The organism is Pseudomonas sp. NBRC 111131 (genome assembly GCF_001320525.1).
GTDB classification, from domain to species: domain Bacteria; phylum Pseudomonadota; class Gammaproteobacteria; order Pseudomonadales; family Pseudomonadaceae; genus Aquipseudomonas; species Aquipseudomonas ceruminis.
The window spans coordinates 24,141-46,998 of sequence record NZ_BCBH01000039.1 but is presented as its reverse complement, the minus strand read 5'-3'; the positions used below and the strand labels follow the sequence as shown (position 1 = coordinate 46,998).

At 63.7% G+C, this 22,858-nt stretch carries 9 protein-coding genes, 5 tRNA genes and 2 pseudogenes; 1 reads left to right on the top strand and 15 read right to left on the bottom strand.

From position 1 onward, the window contains the following. The 7 genes and pseudogenes from APH34_RS24720 to phnN form a co-directional block, all read right to left on the bottom strand. A partial coding sequence (locus APH34_RS24720; protein ID WP_256215926.1) for a condensation domain-containing protein occupies nt 1-1,539 on the bottom strand: 1,539 nt, incomplete at its 3' end. Further along, nucleotides 1,532-1,840, bottom strand: a pseudogene (locus APH34_RS30445) (phosphopantetheine-binding protein); the annotation flags it as partial. The pseudogene APH34_RS30445 and the gene APH34_RS24720, both read right to left, overlap by 8 nt. Nucleotides 1,841-1,927: 87 nt before the next feature. After that, nucleotides 1,928-9,349: pseudogene (locus APH34_RS24715) on the bottom strand (amino acid adenylation domain-containing protein); the annotation flags it as partial. Between the two features lie 83 nt (nt 9,350-9,432). After that, nucleotides 9,433-12,837: a non-ribosomal peptide synthetase gene (locus APH34_RS24710; RefSeq protein WP_054903362.1), complete on the bottom strand. Its 3,405-nt coding sequence runs from the start codon at nt 12,835-12,837 to the stop codon at nt 9,433-9,435. A 175-nt stretch (nt 12,838-13,012) separates the two neighbouring features. Beyond that, nucleotides 13,013-13,990: a TauD/TfdA family dioxygenase gene (locus APH34_RS24705; protein WP_054903361.1), complete on the bottom strand. Its 978-nt coding sequence runs from the start codon at nt 13,988-13,990 to the stop codon at nt 13,013-13,015. A gap of 283 nt (nt 13,991-14,273) precedes the next feature. Continuing rightward, nucleotides 14,274-14,348, bottom strand: a tRNA-Arg gene (locus tag APH34_RS24700). A gap of 104 nt (nt 14,349-14,452) precedes the next feature. Next, a complete protein-coding gene (gene phnN, locus APH34_RS24695; protein WP_054903360.1) occupies nt 14,453-15,049 on the bottom strand; it encodes a phosphonate metabolism protein/1,5-bisphosphokinase (PRPP-forming) PhnN in 597 nt (198 codons plus the stop codon). A gap of 344 nt (nt 15,050-15,393) precedes the next feature. Between phnN and APH34_RS24690 the strand changes: the two genes are divergently transcribed. After that, nucleotides 15,394-15,720, top strand: coding sequence for an Arc family DNA-binding protein (locus tag APH34_RS24690; RefSeq protein WP_003254499.1), 327 nt, complete (start codon nt 15,394-15,396; stop codon nt 15,718-15,720). A gap of 99 nt (nt 15,721-15,819) precedes the next feature. Here the strand turns inward: APH34_RS24690 and mgtE are convergent, their stop codons facing one another. From mgtE to alaS, 8 genes are all read right to left on the bottom strand, one after another. Then, nucleotides 15,820-17,262, bottom strand: a complete 1,443-nt coding sequence (gene mgtE, locus APH34_RS24685) for a magnesium transporter (protein ID WP_054903359.1) — start codon at nt 17,260-17,262, stop codon at nt 15,820-15,822. A 378-nt stretch (nt 17,263-17,640) separates the two neighbouring features. Further along, nucleotides 17,641-17,717: transfer RNA gene (locus APH34_RS24680), tRNA-Arg, on the bottom strand. A 71-nt stretch (nt 17,718-17,788) separates the two neighbouring features. Beyond that, nucleotides 17,789-17,865 (bottom strand) — tRNA-Arg (locus APH34_RS24675). 71 nt (nt 17,866-17,936) lie between these two features. After that, nucleotides 17,937-18,013: transfer RNA gene (locus APH34_RS24670), tRNA-Arg, on the bottom strand. Between the two features lie 106 nt (nt 18,014-18,119). Beyond that, nucleotides 18,120-18,210, bottom strand: a tRNA-Ser gene (locus tag APH34_RS24665). 72 nt (nt 18,211-18,282) lie between these two features. After that, a complete protein-coding gene (csrA, locus tag APH34_RS24660; RefSeq protein WP_003254503.1) occupies nt 18,283-18,471 on the bottom strand; it encodes a carbon storage regulator CsrA in 189 nt (62 codons plus the stop codon). Between the two features lie 168 nt (nt 18,472-18,639). Further along, a complete protein-coding gene (locus APH34_RS24655) occupies nt 18,640-19,875 on the bottom strand; it encodes an aspartate kinase (RefSeq protein ID WP_054903358.1) in 1,236 nt (411 codons plus the stop codon). 87 nt (nt 19,876-19,962) lie between these two features. Further along, a complete protein-coding gene (gene alaS / locus APH34_RS24650; protein WP_054903357.1) occupies nt 19,963-22,587 on the bottom strand; it encodes an alanine--tRNA ligase in 2,625 nt (874 codons plus the stop codon). Between the last annotated feature and the right edge of the window lie 271 nt (nt 22,588-22,858).

Here is a 22,858-nt window from a genome sequence, read left to right as displayed (position 1 = left end):
CTGGTGCACATAGGGCGTGCCAGGGTACTTGCGCCCGGTCTGGTTCCAGCCGCTGATAGCGCGTTGATGCTCGCTGGCGGTGAGCATCGGCACATCGCCCAGACGGGCATGGGGCGCCTGGATGGCCGCGGCCAGGAGGTTCTGCCAGTGCGCTGCCATGCGCTCGATGCGCGCGGCATCGAACAGGTCGGTGGAGTAGATCAGCGACGCGCTCAGGCCACCTGGATGCTCGGTGCAGTCCAGGCTCAGGTCGAACTGGGTGGTGGCCATCACCCACTGCATGGGCTCTACGGTAAGACCCGGCAGCACAGCGGCCAGGCCGGTTTCGCCCGCACTCACCTGGTAGTTGAACATGACCTGGAACAGCGGGCTATGGCTGAGGTTGCGCTCGGGCTGCAGGGCATCGACCAGCTGTTCGAACGGCAGGTCCTGATGGGCCTGGGCGGCCAATGCCACGTCACGGGCCTGCTGCAGCAGGTCGATGAAGGATGCATCGTTGTCCACATACCCACGCAGCACCTGGGTGTTGACGAAAAAGCCCAGCAGACGTTCGGTTTCGGCACGGTTGCGGTTGGCCGTGGGCACGCCTACACGGATATCGCTCTGCCCGCAGTAACGCTGCAACAGCCATTGGAAAGACGCCAGCAGCAGCATGAACGGCGAGCAGCCTTCGCGCTGCGCCAGTTGCTTGAGGCTGGCGAACAGCGCGCTGTCGAGCGCCAGGGTGAAGCGGGCGCCATTGGCACTGCGCAGCGCCGGACGCGACCGGTCCGCCGGCAACTCCAGCAAAGGCTGCTCGCCACCCAGTTGGCCGGTCCAGTAGGCCAACTGGCGGTCGCGTTCGCCCGCTTCCATCCACTGCCGTTGCCAGGCCGCATAATCGGCGTACTGGATGGCCAACGGCGCCAACCCCGCGTCGCGCCCTTGGCAGTACGCCTGGTAGTGGGCAATCAGCTCCTCGACCATCAATTGCATCGACCAGCCATCGGAAACGATGTGGTGCTGGGTCAGCACCAGCACATGCTCGGCTTGCCCCACTTCCCACAGCTTTACCCGCAGTAGCGGGCCGTGCTCCAGGTCGAACGGCCGTTGCACTTCCTCGCCGATGACTGCCCGCAGTTGGGCCTCGTCCGCCCCTGGCAGCGCCTCGCGCACGAACGCGATCTGCCCCTGGGCATGAATGTGCTGGCGCGGCTGGCCTTGCTGTACCACGAATGTGGTGCGCAGCGGCTCGTGCCGGGCCACCAGCGCTTCGAAGCTGCTGCGCAGCGCCTGAAGGTCCAGCTGGCCCTTCAGACGCAGCGCCGTGGGCATGTTGTAGGCGGCACTCTGCGGCTCCAACTGCCAGAGGAACCATTGGCGCTGCTGGGCATAGGACAGTGGTAGACCATCCCGCTCGGTGAGCGGCACGATGGGCAGCCTGGCAAGGTTGACCCCTTTTTGCGCCAGTAGACGGAACAGCGCCTTGCGGCGCTCGTGATCCAGCCCCTGGATGCGCGCCACCAGTGCCTGTACCTGCGACGACTCCTGCTTAAGCATTGCTGGCCTCCAGTTCATCCAGCGCCGCGAAAATTGCATCGAAATCGTCTTCCATCCCGCCCTGCTCCCCATGTTTGTCGATCAACGCTGCCAGCTCCTCGATAGAGGTGGCCGTGTAGAAGTCCTGCATTGGCAATTCGATGCCCAGTTCGTTTTTCAGGCGCGAGATCACCCGCACCAGCAGCAGCGAATGGCCGCCCAACTCGAAGAAATTGTCTTTCAGCCCGACGCGCTCGACCTGCAGCAGCTCGCTCCAAATGGCGGCCAGCTGTTGCTCCAGTTCGCTGCGGGGCGCCTCGTAGTCCGCCAGCAACTGGCGGGTGTCGAGTTGGGCCAAGGCTTTGCGGTCGAGCTTGCCGTTGGCGTTGAGCGGCATGCTCGGCAGCAGCACCCAGTGCAGTGGCACCATGTAGTCCGGCAACTGCCGGCGCAGCGCGGCCTTGAGCGCTTCACGCAGGGTGCGCTGGTCGTCCTCGCTGTCGCCCCGTAGGCCCCACGATGCAGCGTCGGCGACCAGGTAGGCCACCAGGTGGCGGCCAACGGCCAGGTCCTGGGCAAGCACGGCGATATCGCGAACCCCTTCCTGTTCGCGGATGCGCGCCTCGATCTCACCCAGCTCAATGCGGAATCCGCGGATCTTCACCTGGTGGTCGGCGCGGCCGACGTACTCCAGCACCCCATCCGGGCGCCGCCGCACCAAGTCGCCGGAGCGGTACAGACGCTGGCCTGGCACACGGGCGTAGGGGTCGGGGACAAAGCTCAACGCGGTGCGCACCGGGTCGCCGACGTAGCCCCGGCCGACGCCGGTGCCGCTGATGCACAGCTCACCCACCGCCCGTGTGCAGACCAGGTCCAGCTGGCCGTCCAGCACATGCAGCTGGTTATTGTCGGTAGGCAAGCCGATCGGCAGGTACGTGTTGCCAGTGTCCGCCTCGCCGACGCGGGTCAGTGACACATCGTCGGAGCACTCGGCCGGCCCGTAGGCGTTGATCAAGGGAATCTGCGGGTAACGCTGCAGCCAGCGCCGCGCCAACTCGGGCGGCATCGCCTCACCGGTGGTCAGCATCCAGCGCAGGCCCGGCAGGGCGATCGGCTCGGCATCGAGCATGCCCTGAATCAGCGAAGGCACGCTCTCCAGCACCGTGATCCCCGCTGAATTGACGTGCCGCAACAACGCCTCGGGGTCATGGGCAATGAGGTCCGGGACGATCTCCACCCGCGCGCCACACAAGCCGGCGGTGAGGAATTGCCACACGGAGATATCGAAGCTCTGGGAGGCGGTCTGGGCAATCACGTCGTCCATGCCCAACGCCAGGTAGGGCAATTTGCTCAGTTGGTTGTTGAGCATGCCCGCCTGCTCCACCATCACCCCTTTGGGCGCACCGGTTGAGCCTGAGGTGTAGATCACATAGGCCAGGTGGTGCGGGCCGATTGGCAGGCACGGCGCGACAACGGCGTGGCCCTGTTGCAGGTGCTCCCACACCAGCAGGCGCGGGCGCGCCGCCTCGTCCACCTCAGCCAGCAGCGGCGTCAACGCCGGCAGGCACGCCTCGCTGCAAACCAGCACCGGTGCCCGGCTGAGGGTAAGGATGTGACGCAGCCGCTGGGCCGGCAGGTGCGGATCCAGCGGCAAATAGCCGGCGCCCGCCTTGAGGGTACCCAGGATCATGCCCAGCAGCGGCAAGCTCCGCTCGGCGAGCAGGGCCACGCACTGGTCGGGCTGCACGCCCGCCGCCAGCAGCGCGTTGGCCATGCCGTTACCCAGCGAGTCGAGTTGCTGATAGGACCAATGCTGCCCCTGGCAACTGGCGGCGATACGCTGAGGATGCTGCGCCGCCTGGGCTTCGAACAGGCGTGGGTAGCCATCGTGCAGCGGGTAGCTGCGTTGCGAGTGGTTGCAAGCCTCGAGCAGGTGTTCGCGCTCTGGCGTGCCCAGCAGCGGCAAGGCATCGAAACGGGCTTCGAATTGCGACCCCAGCGCCAGCAGCAGGCGCTTGAAGTCGGCCAGCAGCTGACTCACGGTGGCTTCGTCGAACCAGCGCCGATCGTACGACAGGTGCAGGCCCAGCTCATCACCCGGGTAGATGACCACGGTCATCGGGTAGTTGGTGTGGGTGCGCCCAGAGTCGGAACTGATGTTCAGGTTTTGCACCTGGTTCATCACACCGTCCTCGATCGGCGCGTTCTCGAACACGAAGAGGCTGTCGAACAGCGACTGGCCTTTGCCGATTTCGCTGCAGGCCTGAATCTCCACCAAGGGCAGGTGCTCGTGCTCGCGCAGGCGCAGGTTGAGCGCGAACAGCGCTTGCAGCCAGCTGCGTACCGTTGTGTCGCTGTCGATGCCTGGCAGGCGGACACGCAGCGCAATGCTGTTGATGAACAGGCCTACGGTGCGCTGCATGTCCGGCATGTCCACCGGCCGCCCCGCCACTGTCACCCCATAGACCACGTCACGTGCACCGCTGTAGCGGTGCAGCACCAGCGCCCAGGCGGCCTGGACGAAGGTGTTGACGGTCAACTGGTGACGCTGGGCCAGCTCCCGCAGGTGACGGCCCTGCTGCCGGTCAAGGCGGGTATGCAGGTCACCGATCGACGAGTGCCCGGCGTCCTTCACCGGCTGTCGGTCGAACGGCAGCCCGGTGGGCTGCTCGAAGCCGGCCAGTTGCTCGCGCCACAACCGTTGGGAAACCGGCAGGTCCTGGCGGTTCAGCCAGCTGATGAAATCGGCATAGCGCGAAGCCGGTGCCAAGCGGGCCTGGCGCTGCTCGCCCAGGGCGGCGTAGAGCTCGAAGAATTCGTCCACCAGCAATGAACGGCACCAGGCGTCGATCAGAATATGGTGGTTGCTCAGGACGAACCCGAAGCGCCGATCGCCCAGCTGGATCAGGCGCAGGCGCATGGGCACCGCCCCTTGCAGGTCAAAGCCCTGGCGCCGCTCTTGGGCCAGCATGTCACGCAACTTGCCCTCGTGCTCGCGGGTTGGCACATCACGCCAGTCGTGCAGTTGCACGTCAGGCTGCGCGGTATGGCGCACGATCTGCAGCAGGCGCTCACCGACTGTCCAGGAGAAGGTGGTGCGCAACGCATCGTGACGCTGAGCGACCCCTTGCCAGGCTTGGGCGAAGCGTGCAGGGTCGATCTCGCTTTCGACGCTGTAGCAGTACTGCATCATGTAGATACCCGAGCCCGGCTCCAGCAGGGTGTGCATCAGCAGCCCTTCCTGCATGGGCGACAGCGGGTAGATATCCTCAACCTCACGCAGGTCCAGGGGCAACGCGTCGAGCTGCGCCTGGGTCAGGCCGGCCAGCGGGAAGTCAGCGGGGGTCGCACCGCCTGCCTGGCTGTCGAGACAGTGCTCGACCAGCGCAGCCAGTTCCTGCGCGTAGTCCGCAGCCAGGGCGGCGATGGCCGGCTCATCGAACATTTCCTGGCTGAAGGTCCAGCCCAACTCCAGCTCGCCACCCAGTACCTGGCCGTTGACGCTCAACCAATTGCCCAGCGGTGCATCGTCGCACTGGGTAGCGCCCACGCTTTCACTGGCCGGCGCGAACAGGCGATCGTCCGCAAAACCCTGGTCGAACTGGCCGAGGTAGTTGAAGGTTACCCGTGCCTGAGGCAACGCTTGCAAGGCAGCACGTTGTTCGGTATTGCCCAGGTAACGCAGCACGCCATGGCCAATACCCCGCTCGGGTACGCCGCGCAGTTGTTCCTTGACCGCCTTGATCGAGGCCGCCAGGTCATCGGCCGGCGTCAGCGCCACCGGGAACAGGGTGGTAAACCAGCCCAGGGTGCGGCTCAGGTCCACACCGTCGAACAGGTCTTCGCGGCCATGGCCTTCAAGCTGCACCAGCGCGCTGCGCTGCCCAGTCCAGCGGCACAGCACTCGCGCCAGGGCAGTGAGCAGTAGGTCGTTGACCTGGGTGCGGTACGCGGCTGGCGCCTGCTGCAGCAGGCGGCGGGTGGTTTCGCCATCCAGCCGGCAGTGCACGGTGCGCGCGTGGCGGGCCTGTAGCCCAGCATCGCTGTGAGCACCTGGCAGGTCAGCCTTATGCCCACCGAGTGTCGCTTGCCAGTAGGCCAGTTCGCCAGCGCGCGCCGGCTCGCTGGCCCAGGCAACCAGGCGCTCGGCCCACGCCTTGAACGCCGTGCTTTTTTCCGCCAGCACCGGCGTCCGGCCTGCCTGCAGCGCGGCGCACGCCTGCTCCAAGTCTTCCAGCAGTATGCGCCAGGACACCCCATCGACCACCAGGTGGTGGATCACCAGCAACAGGCGCTGCCCGCCTTCGGCGAGGTCGAACAACACTGCGCGCAGCAGGGGACCCTGGGCCAGGTCAAGGCTGCGCTGTGCTTGATCAGCGATCGCCTGCACCTGCGCGGCATCCGCTACCTGACGGTGCCACAGCAGGCCGCTCGGCACCCCCTCGCGGTGCTCGGCGTGCCAGTGACCGTCCTGCTGGTTGAAGGCCAGGCGCAGCGCGTCATGCTGGGAGAGCAACAGCCCCAGCGCCTGTTCGACGACATTGGCCGACAGTGCCTGGCGTGGTTGCAGCATCACCGCCTGGTTGTAGTGCCCAGGCTGCGCCAAGGCCATGTCAAAGAAGCGCAGTTGCACGGGCAGCAGCGGCATCGCGCCGCTGACCTGGGACGCGACGCGGGGTTTGGCCTTGGCGGTGTCGATCTTGGCGACCTGCGCCAGCTGGGCGATGGTCTGTTTCTCGAACAACTGACGCGGGCTCAGTTTGATGCCCTGGCGTTTGGCCCGGGCGATGATCTGCAGGCTGAGGATGGAGTCTCCGCCCAGCTCGAAGAAGTTGTCTTCAACGCCGATGTCATCGCGTTTGAGCACGGCTTGCCAGATGGCTAGCAGTTGTTCTTCCACAGGTGTGCCCGCCGCCACATGGCGCTTGAGCTGCACCTGCGGCGACGGCAAGGCGCGGCGGTCCAGCTTGCCGTTGGCAGTCAGCGGCAGACGCTCAAGCAGCAGCAGGTGCGCCGGCACCAGGTAGTCCGGCAGCAGTGTTTGCAGTTGCTCACGCAGGGCTTGGGCGCTGAGCCCAGCATCGCCCGGCACACACCAGCCCACCAGTTGCAACGGCGCCGGGTCATCGCCCTGGGGCACTGCCAGCACCACGGCGTCCTGCACGCCTGCCAGGCTGCGCAGCACGCGGGCCACCTCCCCTGGCTCGACACGGTAGCCACGGATCTTGACCTGATCGTCGCCCCGTCCCAGGAAGTGCAACAGCCCCTCGCTGTCGCGGCGCACGCGGTCGCCACTGCGGTACAGCCGGGCGCCAGGCTCACCGAAGGGGTCGGGCACGAAGCGCTCGGCGGTCAGTGCAGCCTGGCCCAGATAGCCCTGCGCCAGGCTGGCGCCGCCGATGTACAGCTCGCCGGCGACGCGCTCGGGGATGGGGTTCAGCACATCGTCCAGCACCCGCACACTGGCACCCGGCAGCGCCTGGCCCAGCGGGATGCCTTGGCCTGGCTCGCCGTGCAGCTCGTGGGTGAGCACGCCGACGGTGGTTTCGCTCGGGCCGTAATGGTTGATGAAACGACAGCCCGGCTTGAGCTCACGCACTTTCTGGTACAGCGCGGTGGAGCAGGCCTCGCCGCCGACGATCAAGGCATGGGCGGGCAGCACATCAGCGGCGTTCGCCGCCTGCAGCAGGCCGTTAAGGTGGCTCGGGACGATTTTCAGCACGCCGATGCGCTGTTCGGCCATGTAAGCGGCGAACGCGTCGGGATCGAAACCCAGCGCCTCAGGCAGTACGTGCAAGGCACGCCCGGAGCACAGGGCGCCAAACAACACGGTGTGGCCCAGGTCGGCAGCAATGGTGGAGACCAGCGCCATGCTCGCATCCGCCGCCAGGTCCAGCCGCTGCAACAGGCCGTCGACATAGCTGGCCAGGGCGCCGTGGCTGACCACGACCCCTTTGGGTTGCCCGGTGGAGCCGGAGGTGTGGATGACATACGCCGGCGCGTCGGGCAAGACGGCACCTTGCGGCGTATCGACCGGGCGCGAGGCCCACTGTTCTGGAAGGTACGGTTGCACCGTGCAACCTGTGCCGGCCAGTACCTGCTGGCGCGTTTCCCCGGCATCGCACAGCAGCACGGCAGCGGCGCTGCGCTGCAGCATGCCTTGCAGGCGCTCGACCGGGGCCTTGATGTCCAGCGGCATATAAACACCGCCAGCCTTGAGCACACCCAGCAGGCAGACCAGCCAGTCCAGCGAGCGCTCCATCAGCACGGCCACCGGCGTGCCGGCAGTCACACCACGGTCGCGCAAGTGGTGGGCCAGGCGGTTGGCGCGGCGATCCAGTTCGGCATGGCTCAAGCGGTTGTCAGCGTACACTGCAGCCAGGGCCTCGGGGTGCCGGCGTACCTGCTCGTCCCAGCGCTGCAACACCAGGGCCGGTTGCACTTGGCGCTGCGCGACGACCGGGGCAGGCATATCGACCAGTGCGTGCAACGGCACGTCTGGCCGCTCCAGCAACGCCTCGAACAGCGCGCGTAGCGAGGTCATGAAACCTTCGATGGTGGCCCGGCGGTACAGGTCGCTGGCATAGGTCATTTCACCGTGCACCACGTTGCCATCGTCGGTGATGTCCAGTGCCAGATCGAAGTGGGTGCCTTCCTTGCGCAATGAGTACTCGCTGACCGCCAGGCCCGGCAGTTGCAGCGCCGTCTGCTTCTGCACACCGACGTTCTGATTGAACTTGGCCTGGAACAACGGGTTGTGGCCCAGGCTGCGCTCAGGGGCGAGCACTTCCACCAGTTGTTCGAAAGGCAACTCCTGGTTGGCTTGAGCGGCGAAGGTGGCTTCGCGCACCTGAGCCAGCAGTTCGCGCAACGACAGGCGCTCGTCAATATTGCAGCGCAGCACCTGAGTGTTGACGAAGAAGCCGATCAGCCCCTCGACCTCCTCGCGCCCACGGTTGGCGTTGGGCACACCGATGCGGATGTCGCGTTGGCCAGAATGGCGCGACAGAAACAGCGCGTAGCCCGCCAACATCAGCATGAACAAGGTCACGCCCTGGGCGCGCGCCGTGTCGCGCAGGCGCTGGGAGAGGGCCACGCCAAAATCGAACGTGAGCGTCTCGCCTTGCAGGCTCTGCACCGGTGGCCGCGGAAAGTCGGCCGCCACGTCCAACAGCGTGTGCTCCTCACCCAACTGCTCGCGCCAGTGCTGCAATTGGCGCTCGCCCTCCCCGGCTTCCAGCCAGCGACGCTGCCAGATGGCGTAGTCGGCGTACTGCAATGGCAGCGCCGGCAAGTGCTGGGCGCCGGCTTGGTAGCACTGCACGAACTCGCGGACCATCACGTCCATCGACCAGCCATCGGAAACGATGTGGTGCATGCACACCACCAGCACGCGTTCATCCTGGCCAAGGCGGAACAGGCTGGCGCGCAGCAGCGGACCCTGCAGCAGGTCGAACGGGCGCCCCACTTCCTCTTCCACCTGGCGCGCCAGCTCGACCTCGGGCTCGGCGCTGGCACGCAGGTCGACGTGGTTCAGGGCCAGAGGTTCGGCCGGCAGCACCCGTTGCAACGGCTGTTCGCCATCGACCTGAAACACGGTGCGCAACGCTTCGTGGCGCTCGACCAGCCCATCGAAGGCACGCTGCAGACGCCCTTCGTCCAAGTCACCGCGCAGGCGTAGACCGGCAGCCATGTTGTAGGCGGCGCTCTGCGGGTCAAGCTGCCAAAGAAATAGCAGGCGCTGTTGGGCGTAGGACAGTGGAATGGCCTCAAGGCCGTGGCGGCTCACCGGGATCGGCAGCAGGCCGAAATCCTTGCCGTCCTGGCGCATCTTGGCGAGGAACTGGCGACGTTGTTCGAGCGGCAACCCGATGAACTTCTCGGCGATACGCAGCGTAGTGTTTCGGGTCATGCTCAAACCTCCTCCAGTGAATTCATGAACGCTTCCATGTCGGCCCAATCTTCGTCGGCGCTGCCGCCAAGGGCCTCCAACTCCTGCGCCAGCGCCTGCAGGTGTGGGCGCTCGAAAAGGCTGCGCATGGGGAGCGCGATACCGAGCTCGGACTTGATCCGGGCGATGACCTGGGCGGCCAGCAGCGAGTGCCCGCCCAGATCGAAGAAGCTGTCGTCAAGCCCGACGCGGGGTACGTGCAGCACCTCCATCCAGATGCCGGCCAGGCGCTGCTCCAGCGCGCTGGCAGGTGCGCGGTAATGGGCTTGCAACTGGCTTGGGTCGGGCTCGGGCAACGCTTTGCGGTCGAGCTTGCCGCTGGGGGTCAGGGGCAGGTGCTCGAGCATCACCAGGTGCGAAGGCACCATGTAGTCGGGCAGGCTGGCGCGCAGCGCATCGCGCACGGCCTGGCGCTGCACCTCAGGGTGGGTGCCGTCGGCGTCGGTGACGACATAGCCGACCAGTTGTCGGCCACCGGCCATGTCCAGTGCCAGCACCGCCGCCTCGCGCACACCAGGGCATTGCTGCAGGCGCATTTCGATTTCGCCCAGCTCGATGCGAAAACCGCGCACCTTGACCTGATGATCGACGCGGCCGATGTACTCGATGGCGCCAGTAGCGTCGAAACGGGCTCGGTCACCGGTGCGGTAAAGCCGCTCGCCGGGTACCTGCGGGTCGGGCAGGAAGCGTTCGGCGCTCAACGCCGGCTGGCCGTGATAGCCCCGCGCCAGGCCCGGCCCGCCGATGTAGAGTTCGCCGATGGCGCCTGCAGGTACTGCCTGCAGTTCGCCGTCGAGAATGTACAACCGGCGCCCGGCCAGGCCTTGGCCGATGGGAATACCGCGCCAGGCGACATCCTTGGAGGCCAGCGCAGTGCAGTCGTGGATGCTGGAAACCACCGTGGCCTCGGTCGGGCCATAGGTGTTGAGCAGGCGTACCCCGGACAGCCCGGCGCGGTGCCACAGATCAAGGCCATCCACCGCCATGGCCTCGCCACCGACATGTACCTGGCGCAGCGCAGCGAAGGCCTGCGGGGTGCCACGGGCGTAATCCTGCACCAGCATGTGCCAGTAGGCCGCCGGCAGGTCGGCCACGGTAATGCCATGGGTGTCCAACGCCTGCTGAAAGCTGGCACTGTCCCACAGCCGATTGTCGCGTAGCACCACCCGAGCCCCCACGCAAAGCGGCGGGTAGAACTGTTCGACAAAGCCATCGAAACTGCAGGTGGCGAACTGCAGCACCCGGTCATCCGGGGTCAGGCGCGAATAGTCCGTGGCCAGCACACAGAACTCGGCCAGCGCCCCATGGCTGATGGCAACGCCTTTGGGCCGGCCAGTGGAACCAGAGGTGTAGATCACGTAGGCCAGGTTACCGGGCTGGACGTCAACCTCCGGCGCGTGGGGCGGCGGGTGGTCGAGCCAGGCGTCTGCCTGGTCCAGGCACAGGCTCTGGATGCTGTCATCTGCGGGCAGTTGCTCCAGCAACGCGGCCTGGGTCAGCAGCAGGCGCAGGCCGCTGTCGGCGAAGACCTGGGCAATACGGTCATGGGGTGCTTGTGGGTCCAGAGGCACATACGCGCCCCCGGCCTTGAGCACCGCCAGCAGGGCCACGCCCATGTCCAGGGACCGCTCCAGGGCAACGCCGACCAGCACTTCTGGGCCAACGCCCAACTGCACCAAGCGATGGGCCAGGCGATTGCTGCGGTGTTCCAGTTCGGCATAACTCAGGCAAGCGCCCGCGCCTTCACCGGCCAGCACCAGGGCGATTGCCTCGGGCGTGCGCCCGGCCTGTTCCTGAACGCGTCGGTGCGCCAGGATGGGCGCCAACGGGGCGTTGGCACGCAATGCCCAACCCTGCAGTTGACGCGCCTGTTCGTCGCCCAGCAACTGCAGCTCGCCAATGCGCCGCTGCGGCTCGACCACCACGCTGTGCAGCAGGTTGCGCCAGTGGTCGGCCATACGCTCGACGGTCGCGGCATCGAACAGGTCGGTGGCGTAGGTGAAGGCCGCCAGCAGGCGCTCACCTTCTTCACGGGTTTCAAGCATCAGGTCGCTGGCTGCGGCGTGGCTGCGGGCGCCGGCAACGCTCTGTCGGGCCTCGAGGTGCGCCAGTTGCAAGCCGCATCCCAGGCGCTTGCCCTGGATGTCGGTGACCAGTGGCTGGTGGTTGTACATCACCTGGAACAGTGCATTGTGGCTCTGGCTGCGGTGAGGCTGCAGCGCCTCCACCAGCGCATCGAAGGGCAACTCCTGGTGAGCCTGCGCCTCAAGGGCCGTCACCCGCAGGGCCTGCAGCAGTTGCTCGAACGTCTGGCGCCCGTCCAGCTGGCTGCGCAGCACCTGGGTGTTGACGAAGAAGCCGATCAGCCCTTCGACCTCGCCCCGGTTGCGATTGGCAATCAGCCCACCCACACGAATGTCTCCCTGACCGCTGTAGCGGTAGAGCAGGCTCTTGAAGGCCGCCAGCAGGACCACGAACAGCGTCACGCCCTGACGCTGGGCCAGGGCCTTGAGGCCGGCACGCAGCCCGGCATCGACAGCAAACTCCAGGCGCGCGCCCGCGTGGCTCGGCTGGGCCGGGCGCGGACGGTCGGTGGGCAGCTCCAGCGGCAGGTGCTCTTCGCCCAGTTTGCCGCGCCAGTAGTCGAGCTGGCGTGCCTGCTCGCCGGCCTCCAGCCAACTGCGTTGCCACAAGGCATAATCCCGGTACTGCACAGCCAGGGGCGGCAGCTGCGGCTCGGCGCCCGCCGTGCGCGCGTCCAGGCAGCGCATGAATTCTTCGATGAGGATGTTCATCGACCAGCCGTCGGCGATGATGTGATGCATGGTCAGGAGCAACACCTGCTCGTCGGTGCCGAGGCTCAGCAGCGCGACGCGCAGCAGTGGCCCGCGCTGCAGGTCGAAGGGCTGGCCGGCTTCGCGGGCGACTTCCTCGCGGGTGCGTTGCAGGCGCTGGTCAGCGTCCAGGGCGGACAGGTCGACATGACGGACGTGCGCCTGCACGTCCTCGCCAACCCGCTGCAATGCCTGGCCATCGACTTCCTCGAACGTGGTACGCAGGCACTCGTGGCGCTGTACCAGGTCCGCAAAGGCATGATCCAGCGCTGCACGGTTCAGGCTGCCCAGCAGCCGTACCGCACCTGGCAGGTTGTAGGCCGCGCTGTCGGGCTCCAACTGCCAGAGAAACCACATGCGCTGCTGGGCATACGAGAGGTGATCGCGACCGGGGACACCGCTGCAGTCAGGGATGGGATAACTGGTGAAATCGACTTGCTCGTCGCGCAGGGCGGCAAAAAAGATGCGGCGCTTTTCCAGCGGCAGCTCAATGAAGCGGCGAGCCAGCTTGTGGGAGTGATCGAGGGTGCTCATAGGTCGTCCGAACCGGTGATGGGAGCCGCCATGGGCTCCGCGATACCTGTTGAACGAATGATTCGCTGTTGCATTTAGGAGGCGTTGGAAAAACAGCCCCGCTGTGTTTTCCACGGCACACGAGGCACTGCAAGGCATCCCGGCGGCGCCTGCCACCGCCGGAACGCCAAGGCTTTCAGCCCGCGCCGTGCCCTTCGGCCATGGCCACGATCACCTTGCGCTTGCCGGTGAAGCTGCTGCGTGCATGGGCGGCGAGCATGTTGTCGAGCATCAGCACATCGCCCGCCTGCCACGGGAAGGCAATGGTGCATTCGTCCAGCACACCGCGCACCTCATCAAGGATCGAATCCTCGATGGGCGAACCATCGCCGTAGTAGACATTACGCGGCAGGTCTTCTTCATCGACGATTTCCAACAGGCTTTCGCGCACTTCGGGCGGCAGGTTGGACACGTGGAACAGGTGGGCCTGGTTGAACCAGACATCCTCACCCGTACGCGGGTGCCGGGCCACGGCCTGGCACACCTGGCGGGTACGCAGCTCGCCGTCGTCCTTCCACTCGCAGCTGATCGCATGGCGCTTGCAATAGGCTTGCACGACTGCCGGGTCGTCGCTGTTGAATACTTGCTCCCACGGCACATCCAGGCCGTTGCCGAAATTGCGCACGTACATCAGCCCGTGGCGGTTGAAACGCTCGTGAATGCGCGGGTCGATGCGGCGGAATACCTCGCGGCTGTCGGCAATCGGCGTTTCCCCGCCCGTTTCGGCGGCGATCATGCTGTAGAACCAGATCTTCATCGGCCATTCGCGGGTATAGGCCTGCTCATTGTGCAGGGGGATCTTCTGGTGTGGCGGGTATTCGGTGGAGGTATAAACGCCCTGGGTGACATTGCTGCGCGGGGTGGAACCGAACTCGTAGTTCAGCAACGGGTGGCCGAAGCCCCCGGCGAACGTGCGGAAGGCCTCTGCCCCGCCAACATCGAAGCCGCGGAAAAGCAGGCCGCCGGCCGTGAGCAGGTGGTGGTCCACCAGCTCGCGAATCGGCGCAAGGGCCTCGATGAGGTTCAGCCCCGGGCTGGGCGCCTGCACCAGCAACGGCAGGCTACGCTCGCCTGGCAGCAAGGGCCGGGCGAACAATTGGCGTACTGCACTCATGGCTGCCTCCCGACGGTGCGGGGTGGTCGCGAATGGAGTACCTGTTCATCTATTACGGACAGCGACAAACTCGCCTTGAGGCTGGTAGCGGCTAGCATCCTTCGACCCTCGATAAAGTTGCATCAAGCTCTCGACCGGGCGCACGGGGCGCTTATCGGCCTTGTGCAGAGAAAACGAGGGGCAGGCAGAGGGATTTAGCGGTGGCGTGACAGGGCTGGCCGCCTCGCTGAAGAAAGCGACGTGACAGGCGTGAGCGATCAGCGTCGAGCAGGGCTCGGGAAGATGGCGTCCCCGGCAGGAATCGAACCTGCACCAGAGTCTTAGGAGGACCCCGTTCTATCCATTAAACTACAGGGACTGAATAGACGCCCGCGCGTAGCGGGACGGCGTGCATGTTAACCAGCGCGCCGCCGTTTGTCATGCCTCAATCGGGCTTTTTGCACGTAGGGCTTTTCTCAAGCTTCAATCCTGGACCGCGCAGCCGCCCTGCTCGCGCAACAACGCGATCAACCTACCAACAGCCGCCGTCAGCGACCCGGAGTTGTCCAGCAGGTGCACCGGTTGATCCGCCTCCACCTGGAACGTGGCATTACGCGCCAGGCGCTGTTCGATTTGCTCGGGCGTTTCCCGCCCCCTGGCAAGCAAGCGTTGGCGCAGTACCGCGGGCTCTACCTGCAGGCTTATCGCCAGCAGGCCTGGATAACGCCGGCGCGCTTCAGGCAGGTACGCCCGGGAACCATTGACCAGCACGCAACGCCCTTGCATAAGCCACTGATCGACCTGCGCTGGGATCCCATACTCCAGCCCGTTGGCTTGCCAGTGCATGCAAAACGCCCCCTCCCCGCGCAAGGCGGCGAACCGCTCCGGGGAGACGCTGTGGGCCGCCTCACCTTTGGCTTCGGCGGAACGGGTGATGGTACGACGCGCCACCTCGACGCCAGCGGCGGCCAGTTGCTCACGGGCAGCATCGATCAAGGAATCTTTACCTGAACCGGAAGGTCCTACCAGAAATACGAGGCGACCAGGGGCGTTGCGCCGGGCGCTTGCGTCATGTTGCATAGCCACTATGCTCTACGGAAGGAAACCCGCGCATTTTAGGGTTTTTCTGTAACCTTTGCTGCGTTTTACAGGTTTTTGACGGCAAAGGCCTGACGGTAGGTCGAGCGTGCGCATGTAAAACTTTTCAAACCAGTGCTCATTTCTGATAATTGGTACTGGCAAAAAGCCTTTATGCGGCTCACTATTTGTCACAGAATTGACGCCAAGGAAACGGCGACGTTGAGGCAAGATGAACACCAATTTTTCATGTCGGTTGAACATTTTGTCGTCGCCACGGTCGTACCACCATCCCGTGCGGCCAATTTGAGAACCGCTTCCCCTGAACCAAAAACCGGTCAATTTATATGCGCCCAATGAAACAGGCTATTTATTCCAGCCGCACCGCTGACAAGTTTGTCGTCCGCCTGCCAGACGGAATGCGTGAGCGCATTGCCGAGGTAGCGCGCAACCATCACCGCAGCATGAACTCCGAAATCATCGCACGCCTGGAACAGAGCCTTATCCAGGAAGGCGCGTTGGGCGACGAGCTGAGCATGCGCCTGGACAGCCCCGAACTGTCCTTGCATGAGCGTGAGTTGCTTCAGCGCTTCCGCCAACTGTCCCACCGACAGCAGAACGCCCTGGTGGCCCTCATCGCTCACGATGTGGAAATGGCCGCCGACGCCTCCTAAGGCGATAAGCGAGCATGAAAAAGCCAGCGAAAGCTGGCTTTTTTCGTTGTGCTTGCCTGGGTACCAAGGGCTGCAGCGCAGCCCCTGCCTGAACCAGGCTTACAGCAGGAATATCGTCGCCAGCCCCAGGAAGATGAAGAAGCCGCCGCTGTCGGTCACCGCTGTGATCATCACACTCGAGCCCATCGCCGGGTCGCGCCCCAGGCGCGTCAGTGTCATCGGGATCAACACGCCCATAAGCGCCGCCAACAACAGGTTCAAGGTCATCGCTGCGGTCATGACCAGGCCCAACGACCAGCTACCGTACAGCCAGAACGCCACCGCACCGATCACCCCGCCCCAGATCAGGCCGTTCAACAGTGAAACCGCCAGTTCCTTGCGCATCAGCCGGCTGGTATTGCCCGGCGATACCTGATCCAGCGCCATGGCACGGACAATCATGGTGATCGTCTGGTTGCCGGAGTTGCCGCCAATACCCGCCACAATCGGCATCAGCGCCGCCAGTGCCACCAGTTTCTCGATCGAACCTTCGAACAGGCCGATCACCCGCGAGGCCACAAACGCCGTAATCAGGTTGATGGCAAGCCAGGCCCAACGGTTGCGCAACGAACGCCAGACCGAGGCGAAGATATCTTCCTCTTCACGCAGACCCGCCATGTTGAGGACTTCGCTTTCACTTTCCTCACGGATCAGGTCGACCATTTCATCGATGGTCAGACGGCCGATCAGGCGATCGCTCTTGTCTACCACCGGCGCCGAGACCAGGTCATAACGCTCGAAGGCTTGAGCCGCGTCGTAGGCATCCTCATCGGGGTGGAAGGAGACCGGATCGGTCGCCATGACCTCCGCTACCTTCTTTTCCGGGTCGTTGACCAGCAGGCGCTTGATCGGCAGCACACCTTTGAGGATGCCGTCGTAGTCCACCACGAACAGCTTGTCGGTGTGGTTGGGCAATTCTTTCAGGCGGCGCAGGTAGCGCAGCACCACTTCAAGGCTGACATCTTCGCGAATGGTGACCATCTCAAAGTCCATCAGCGCACCGACCTGCTCCTCGTCGTAGCTCAGCGCCGAGCGCACACGCTCACGCTGCTGGGCATCGAGGCTTTCCATCAGCTCATGGACGACATCACGCGGCAGCTCAGGCGCCAGGTCAGCGAGTTCGTCGGCGTCCATTTCCTTGGCCGCGGCGAGGATCTCGTGATCGTCCATGTCGGCGATCAACGATTGGCGGACGGCGTCGGAAACTTCGAGAAGGATGTCGCCATCACGGTCCGAGCGCACCAACTGCCAGACCGTCAGACGGTCTTCCAGGGGCAAGGCTTCAAGGATGTAGGCGATGTCGGCAGGGTGCAGATCGTCGAGCTTGCGTTGCAGCTCGACCAGATTCTGACGGTGGACGAGGTTTTCCACCCGGTCGTGATGGTGCCCTTCCTGACGATGGGTCAGGTCTTCAACCACACGTTGACGCTGCAGCAGTTCGACCACCTGGGCCAGGCGATCTTGCAGGCTTTCTTGCGCTTTCTTTACTTCTACTTCAGTCATAGGCGAACTCCACTCCCAGCAGCGGAGCACGCCGGGGGAATCAATCGGTCAGATCTAGCTGTATGAAACGTATTAGTGAGTAACTACTGGGTAAGTCCATGGTGGTATTCCACAAGCCCCGGCGGGGCTGACGGGCGCAATCATACACTGCCTAAGCTGTCAGATCGCTTAAATTTTTGGCCATAACAATCGTTTGCGAGCCAAAGCTATGACAATGCTCGAAGCCATCAGTGCGACGGCGTTTGTAAACGAAAAAACACATCGGCCGCGCAAAATCATGCTGGCGCGATCAAATTGAAGTCTAGCCGGGCGTCACTGACAAAACAGTGAATCTTGAAAAGCAAAAAGCCCGCTCAATTGAGCGGGCTTCTTGATGTGTGGCGGACTCAGGAGGATTCGAACCTCCGACCGCTCGGTTCGTAGCCGAGTACTCTATCCAGCTGAGCTATGAGTCCGTGGTGGTAGTTTTAGACCAGGTTACCACTGGTTGACTGAAGTCGCTTTGCAAGCAGAGCCACTTCAAAAGTGGCGGACTCAGGAGGATTCGAACCTCCGACCGCTCGGTTCGTAGCCGAGTACTCTATCCAGCTGAGCTATGAGTCCGTGATGGTAGTTTTAGACCAGGTTACCACTGGTTGATTGAAGCCGCCTTGTAAACAAAGCCACTTCAAAAGTGGCGGACTCAGGAGGATTCGAACCTCCGACCGCTCGGTTCGTAGCCGAGTACTCTATCCAGCTGAGCTATGAGTCCGTGTCTTGCCGCGCATTATAGGTCGCTAAATCATTTTAGCAAGAACTTTTTCGTTTAATTTCAACGACTTAGCGTTCTTACCGATTACAGCGCCCTAAGCGAATAATGGCGGTGAAGGGGGGATTCGAACCCCCGATACCCTTATGAGGTATACTCCCTTAGCAGGGGAGCGCCTTCGGCCACTCGGCCACCTCACCGCAACACGGGGCGTATATTAACCAGAGCCTTCCCCGTTTGCAAACCTTTTTTTGAAAAAAACTTCAAAAAAATTAAAGGCTTGGCTCCTCGTCCTTCTCTTTCTTGATCCGCAGGTAGATTTCCTCGCGGTGAACAGCCACTTCCTTGGGTGCGCTGACGCCAATACGCACCTGGTTGCCCTTGACGCCAAGCACCGTCACGGTGATCTCGCCGTCTCCAATGATCAGGCTCTCGGCACACCGACGAGTCAGAATCAACATAGCTTTCTCCTCACGCAAAACATTCAGGGATAACAGTCTGGGAATAGCAGCGCCTGGTCATGGACTACGACTCAGGGCCAGGGTGAACGTCACGCCGACAGGACAGGGCCTGCGTGCCGATCAGAAACGCGAAGGGCGCGGCTATGCCGCGCCCCTCCAGGCAACGCCTTACTCGCCCTGTCGGGCAGGTGCATCAAGCTCGAACGCAGTGTGCAGTGCGCGCACGGCCAGCTCCAGGTACTTCTCTTCGATCACCACGGAAACCTTGATCTCGGAAGTGGAGATCATCTGAATGTTGATGCTCTCCTTGGCCAGGGCTTCGAACATGCGGCTGGCAACGCCCGCGTGGGAACGCATGCCAACGCCGACGATCGACACCTTGGCGATCTTGGTGTCGCCGCTCACTTCACGGGCACCGATTTCACGCGCCGTGTTTTCCAGCACGCTGTGCGCCTTCTCGTACTCGTTGCGGTGCACAGTGAAGGTGAAGTCAGTGGTGTTATCGTGCGAGACGTTCTGCACGATCATGTCCACTTCGATGTTCGAGGCGCTGATCGGGCCGAGGATCTTGAAGGCAACGCCTGGGGTATCGGGCACGCCACGAATGGTCAGCTTGGCTTCATCACGGTTGAAGGCGATACCGGAAATGATCGGCTGTTCCATGGATTCCTCTTCATCAATGGTAATGAGGGTACCCGGACCCTCCTTGAAGCTGTGCAGCACGCGCAGCGGAACGTTGTACTTGCCGGCGAACTCCACCGAGCGGATCTGCAGCACCTTGGAGCCGAGGCTGGCCATTTCCAGCATCTCTTCGAAGGTGATCTTCTCCAGGCGACGCGCTTGCGGCACGACACGAGGATCGGTGGTGTAGACGCCATCGACATCGGTGTAGATCTGGCACTCGTCAGCCTTGAGCGCGGCCGCCAGGGCCACGCCGGTGGTGTCGGAGCCACCCCGGCCGAGGGTCGTGATGTTGCCGTGCTCATCGACACCCTGGAAGCCCGCAACCACCACCACACGCCCGGCCTTCAGGTCAGCGCGGATCTTCTGGTCGTCAATCTGCAGGATGCGCGCCTTGTTGTGCGAGCTGTCGGTAAGGATACGCACCTGGTTGCCGGTGTAGGACACCGCCGGCACACCACGCTTGACCAGGGCCATGGCCAGCAGGGCGATGGTGACCTGCTCGCCGGTGGAAACGATCACGTCCAGCTCACGCGGTACCGGTTGGTCGGTAATCTGCTTGGCCAGGTCGATCAGGCGATTGGTTTCGCCGCTCATGGCCGACAGCACAACTACCAGGTCGTCGCCCGCTTCACGGTGTTTCTTGACCTTGTCGGCAACCTGCTCGATCCGCTCGATGGAACCGACAGAGGTGCCGCCAAATTTCTGTACGATCAACGCCATTTCAATGGTGCCTCAGCCCATACAGGGCCCCAAAAAAACCATCCAACATGCAGGGGGCTGATGACTAGACCGTCAGCCCCCTTCATCTCAAAGTCCCTGCTCTGCGAACGGCACGGCCAGCGCCAGGGCCTGGTCCAGCGCAGCAACGTCGACGCCGCCACCCTGAGCCATGTCCGGACGACCGCCGCCCTTGCCGCCCACTGCCGCAGCGGCTTGTTTCATCAGGTCGCCAGCCTTGAGTTGGCTGGAGAGGTCCTTGGTCACGCCCGCCACCAGCACGACCTTGCCCTCATGCTCGCTGCCCAGCAGGATCACTGCGTGGCCGAGCTTGTTCTTCAACTGATCGACCAGGGCCAGCAGGGCCTTGCCATCCTGCCCATCCAGGCGGGCGGCGAGGACCTTGGCACCCTTGACCTCAACAGCCGCGTTGGAGAGATCATCCCCGGCGGCGCTGGCGGCCTTGGCCTGCAGCTGTTCCAGCTGCTTTTCCAGCTGACGGTTGCGCTCGAGCACAGCCGACAGCTTGTCGATCAGGTTGTCACGGTTGCCCTTGACCAGTTGCGCGACTTCCTTGACCTGCTCTTCGGCAGCGTTCAGGTAGGCCAGCGCGGCAGCGCCGGTGACCGCTTCGATACGGCGCACGCCCGAGGCCACGCCGCCTTCGCTGATGATCTTGAACAGGCTGATATCGCCGGTGCGCTTGGCGTGAATACCACCGCACAGTTCGACGGAGAAATCGCCACCCATGCTCAGCACGCGCACGGTATCGCCGTACTTCTCGCCGAACAGGGCCATCGCGCCCTTGCGCTTGGCGGTTTCGATATCGGTGATTTCGGTTTCCACCGGCGTGTTCTTGCGCACCTCGCGGTTGACGATGTCTTCCAGGGCCTTGATCTGCTCTGGCTTGAGCGCCTCGAAGTGGCTGAAGTCAAAGCGCAGGCGCTGGCTGTCGACCAGCGAGCCTTTCTGCTGCACGTGATCGCCCAGCACCTGGCGCAAGGCTTCGTGCAGCAGGTGGGTGGCAGAGTGGTTCAACGAGGTGGCGTGCTGCACGTCGGCATCGACCTTGGCCTCGACGGGCGAACCGATGACCAGCGCACCGCTGGCGACCACACCGTGATGCAGGAAGGCGCCCCCGGTTTTGGTGGTGTCGCGCACGTCAAAGCGCGTCGCACCGGCCTGCAGGTAACCGGTATCACCCACCTGGCCACCGGACTCAGCGTAGAACGGTGTGCGATCGAGCACTACCACGCCCTCCTCGCCTTCACCCAGTTGGTCGACAGACTGGCCGTCCTTGTACAGGGCGATGACCTTGCCCTGGCCCTCGGTGGCGTTGTAGCCGACGAAGTCAGTGGCGGTGTCGACCTTGACCAGGCTGTTGTAGTCCATGCCGAAGGCGCTGGCGGAACGAGCACGCTCACGCTGGGCGTCCATCTCGCGTTCGAAACCGGCCTCGTCGATGGTCAGCTCGCGCTCACGGGCGATGTCGGCAGTCAGGTCCATCGGGAAGCCATAGGTGTCGTACAGCTTGAACACCACGTCGCCGGGCACCACGTTGCCCTTGAGCTGAGCCAGGTCCTGCTCGAGGATGCGCAGGCCCTGCTCCAGGGTTTTGGCAAACTGCTCTTCTTCTGCCTTGAGCACGCGCTCGATGTGCGCCTGCTGGTTCTTGAGCTCGGGGAACGCCTCGCCCATCTCGGCAGCCAGGGCGGCGACGATCTGGTAGAAGAAGCTGCCCTTGGCGCCCAGCTTGTTGCCGTGGCGGCAGGCACGACGAATGATGCGGCGCAATACGTAGCCGCGGCCTTCGTTGGACGGCAGCACGCCATCGGCAATCAGGAAGCCACAGGAACGGATGTGGTCAGCGACCACTTTGAGCGATGCCTGGCCGTCGTTGCTGCAGCCGATGGCCTTGGCGGCAGCGGCCAGCAGGTTCTGGAACAGGTCGATCTCGTAGTTCGAATGCACGTGCTGCATGACCGCACTGATGCGCTCAAGGCCCATGCCGGTGTCCACCGACGGGGCTGGCAGCGGGTGCAGGACACCGTCAGCGGTGCGGTTGAACTGCATGAAGACGTTGTTCCAGATCTCGATGTAACGGTCACCGTCTTCTTCCGGCGAGCCGGGTGGGCCGCCCCAGATGTCGGCGCCGTGGTCATAGAAGATCTCGGTGCAGGGGCCGCAGGGGCCGGTGTCGCCCATGGTCCAGAAGTTGTCGGACGCGTACGGAGCGCCTTTGTTGTCACCAATGCGCACCATGCGCTCGGCAGGCACGCCGACTTCCTTGGTCCAGATGTCGTAGGCTTCATCGTCGCTGGCGTAGACGGTAACCCAGAGCTTTTCCTTGGGCAGGTTCAGCCACTTGTCGGAAGTCAGGAAGGTCCAGGCAAAGGTGATCGCGTCACACTTGAAATAATCGCCGAAGCTGAAGTTGCCCAGCATTTCGAAGAAGGTGTGGTGGCGCGCGGTATAGCCGACGTTTTCCAGGTCGTTGTGCTTGCCGCCGGCGCGAACGCACTTCTGGCTGCTGACGGCACGGGTATAGGCGCGCTTTTCCTGGCCGAGGAAGCAGTCCTTGAACTGGTTCATGCCGGCGTTGGTAAACAGCAGGGTCGGGTCATTGCCCGGAATCAGGGAGCTGGAGGCGACTCGGGTGTGTCCCTGCTCCTCGAAGAAGCGGAGGAAGGCTTCACGGATTTCTGCGCTTTTCATAGGTTCTTCCACGGAAACGGCGGCCCTTGGGGCAAACGCGTCGACGAAACGACGGCAAAGGGCCGCATTATATCGGTCCTGCAGACTCGGTGCAGTGTGTTTATGCGATAGAAGGCGTCGTTTGGACGGCTTTTCAGGCAGGTGCAAACGAAAATGACATGCCTTGATGCTAAATGCAGCCTTTCGCCACTGGCAAGCCAATTACCGCCCAAGGGAAGGGAAAATGGAACAGGCGGTGAATTAAAAGATATTAATGGATGAATCAGGGTCG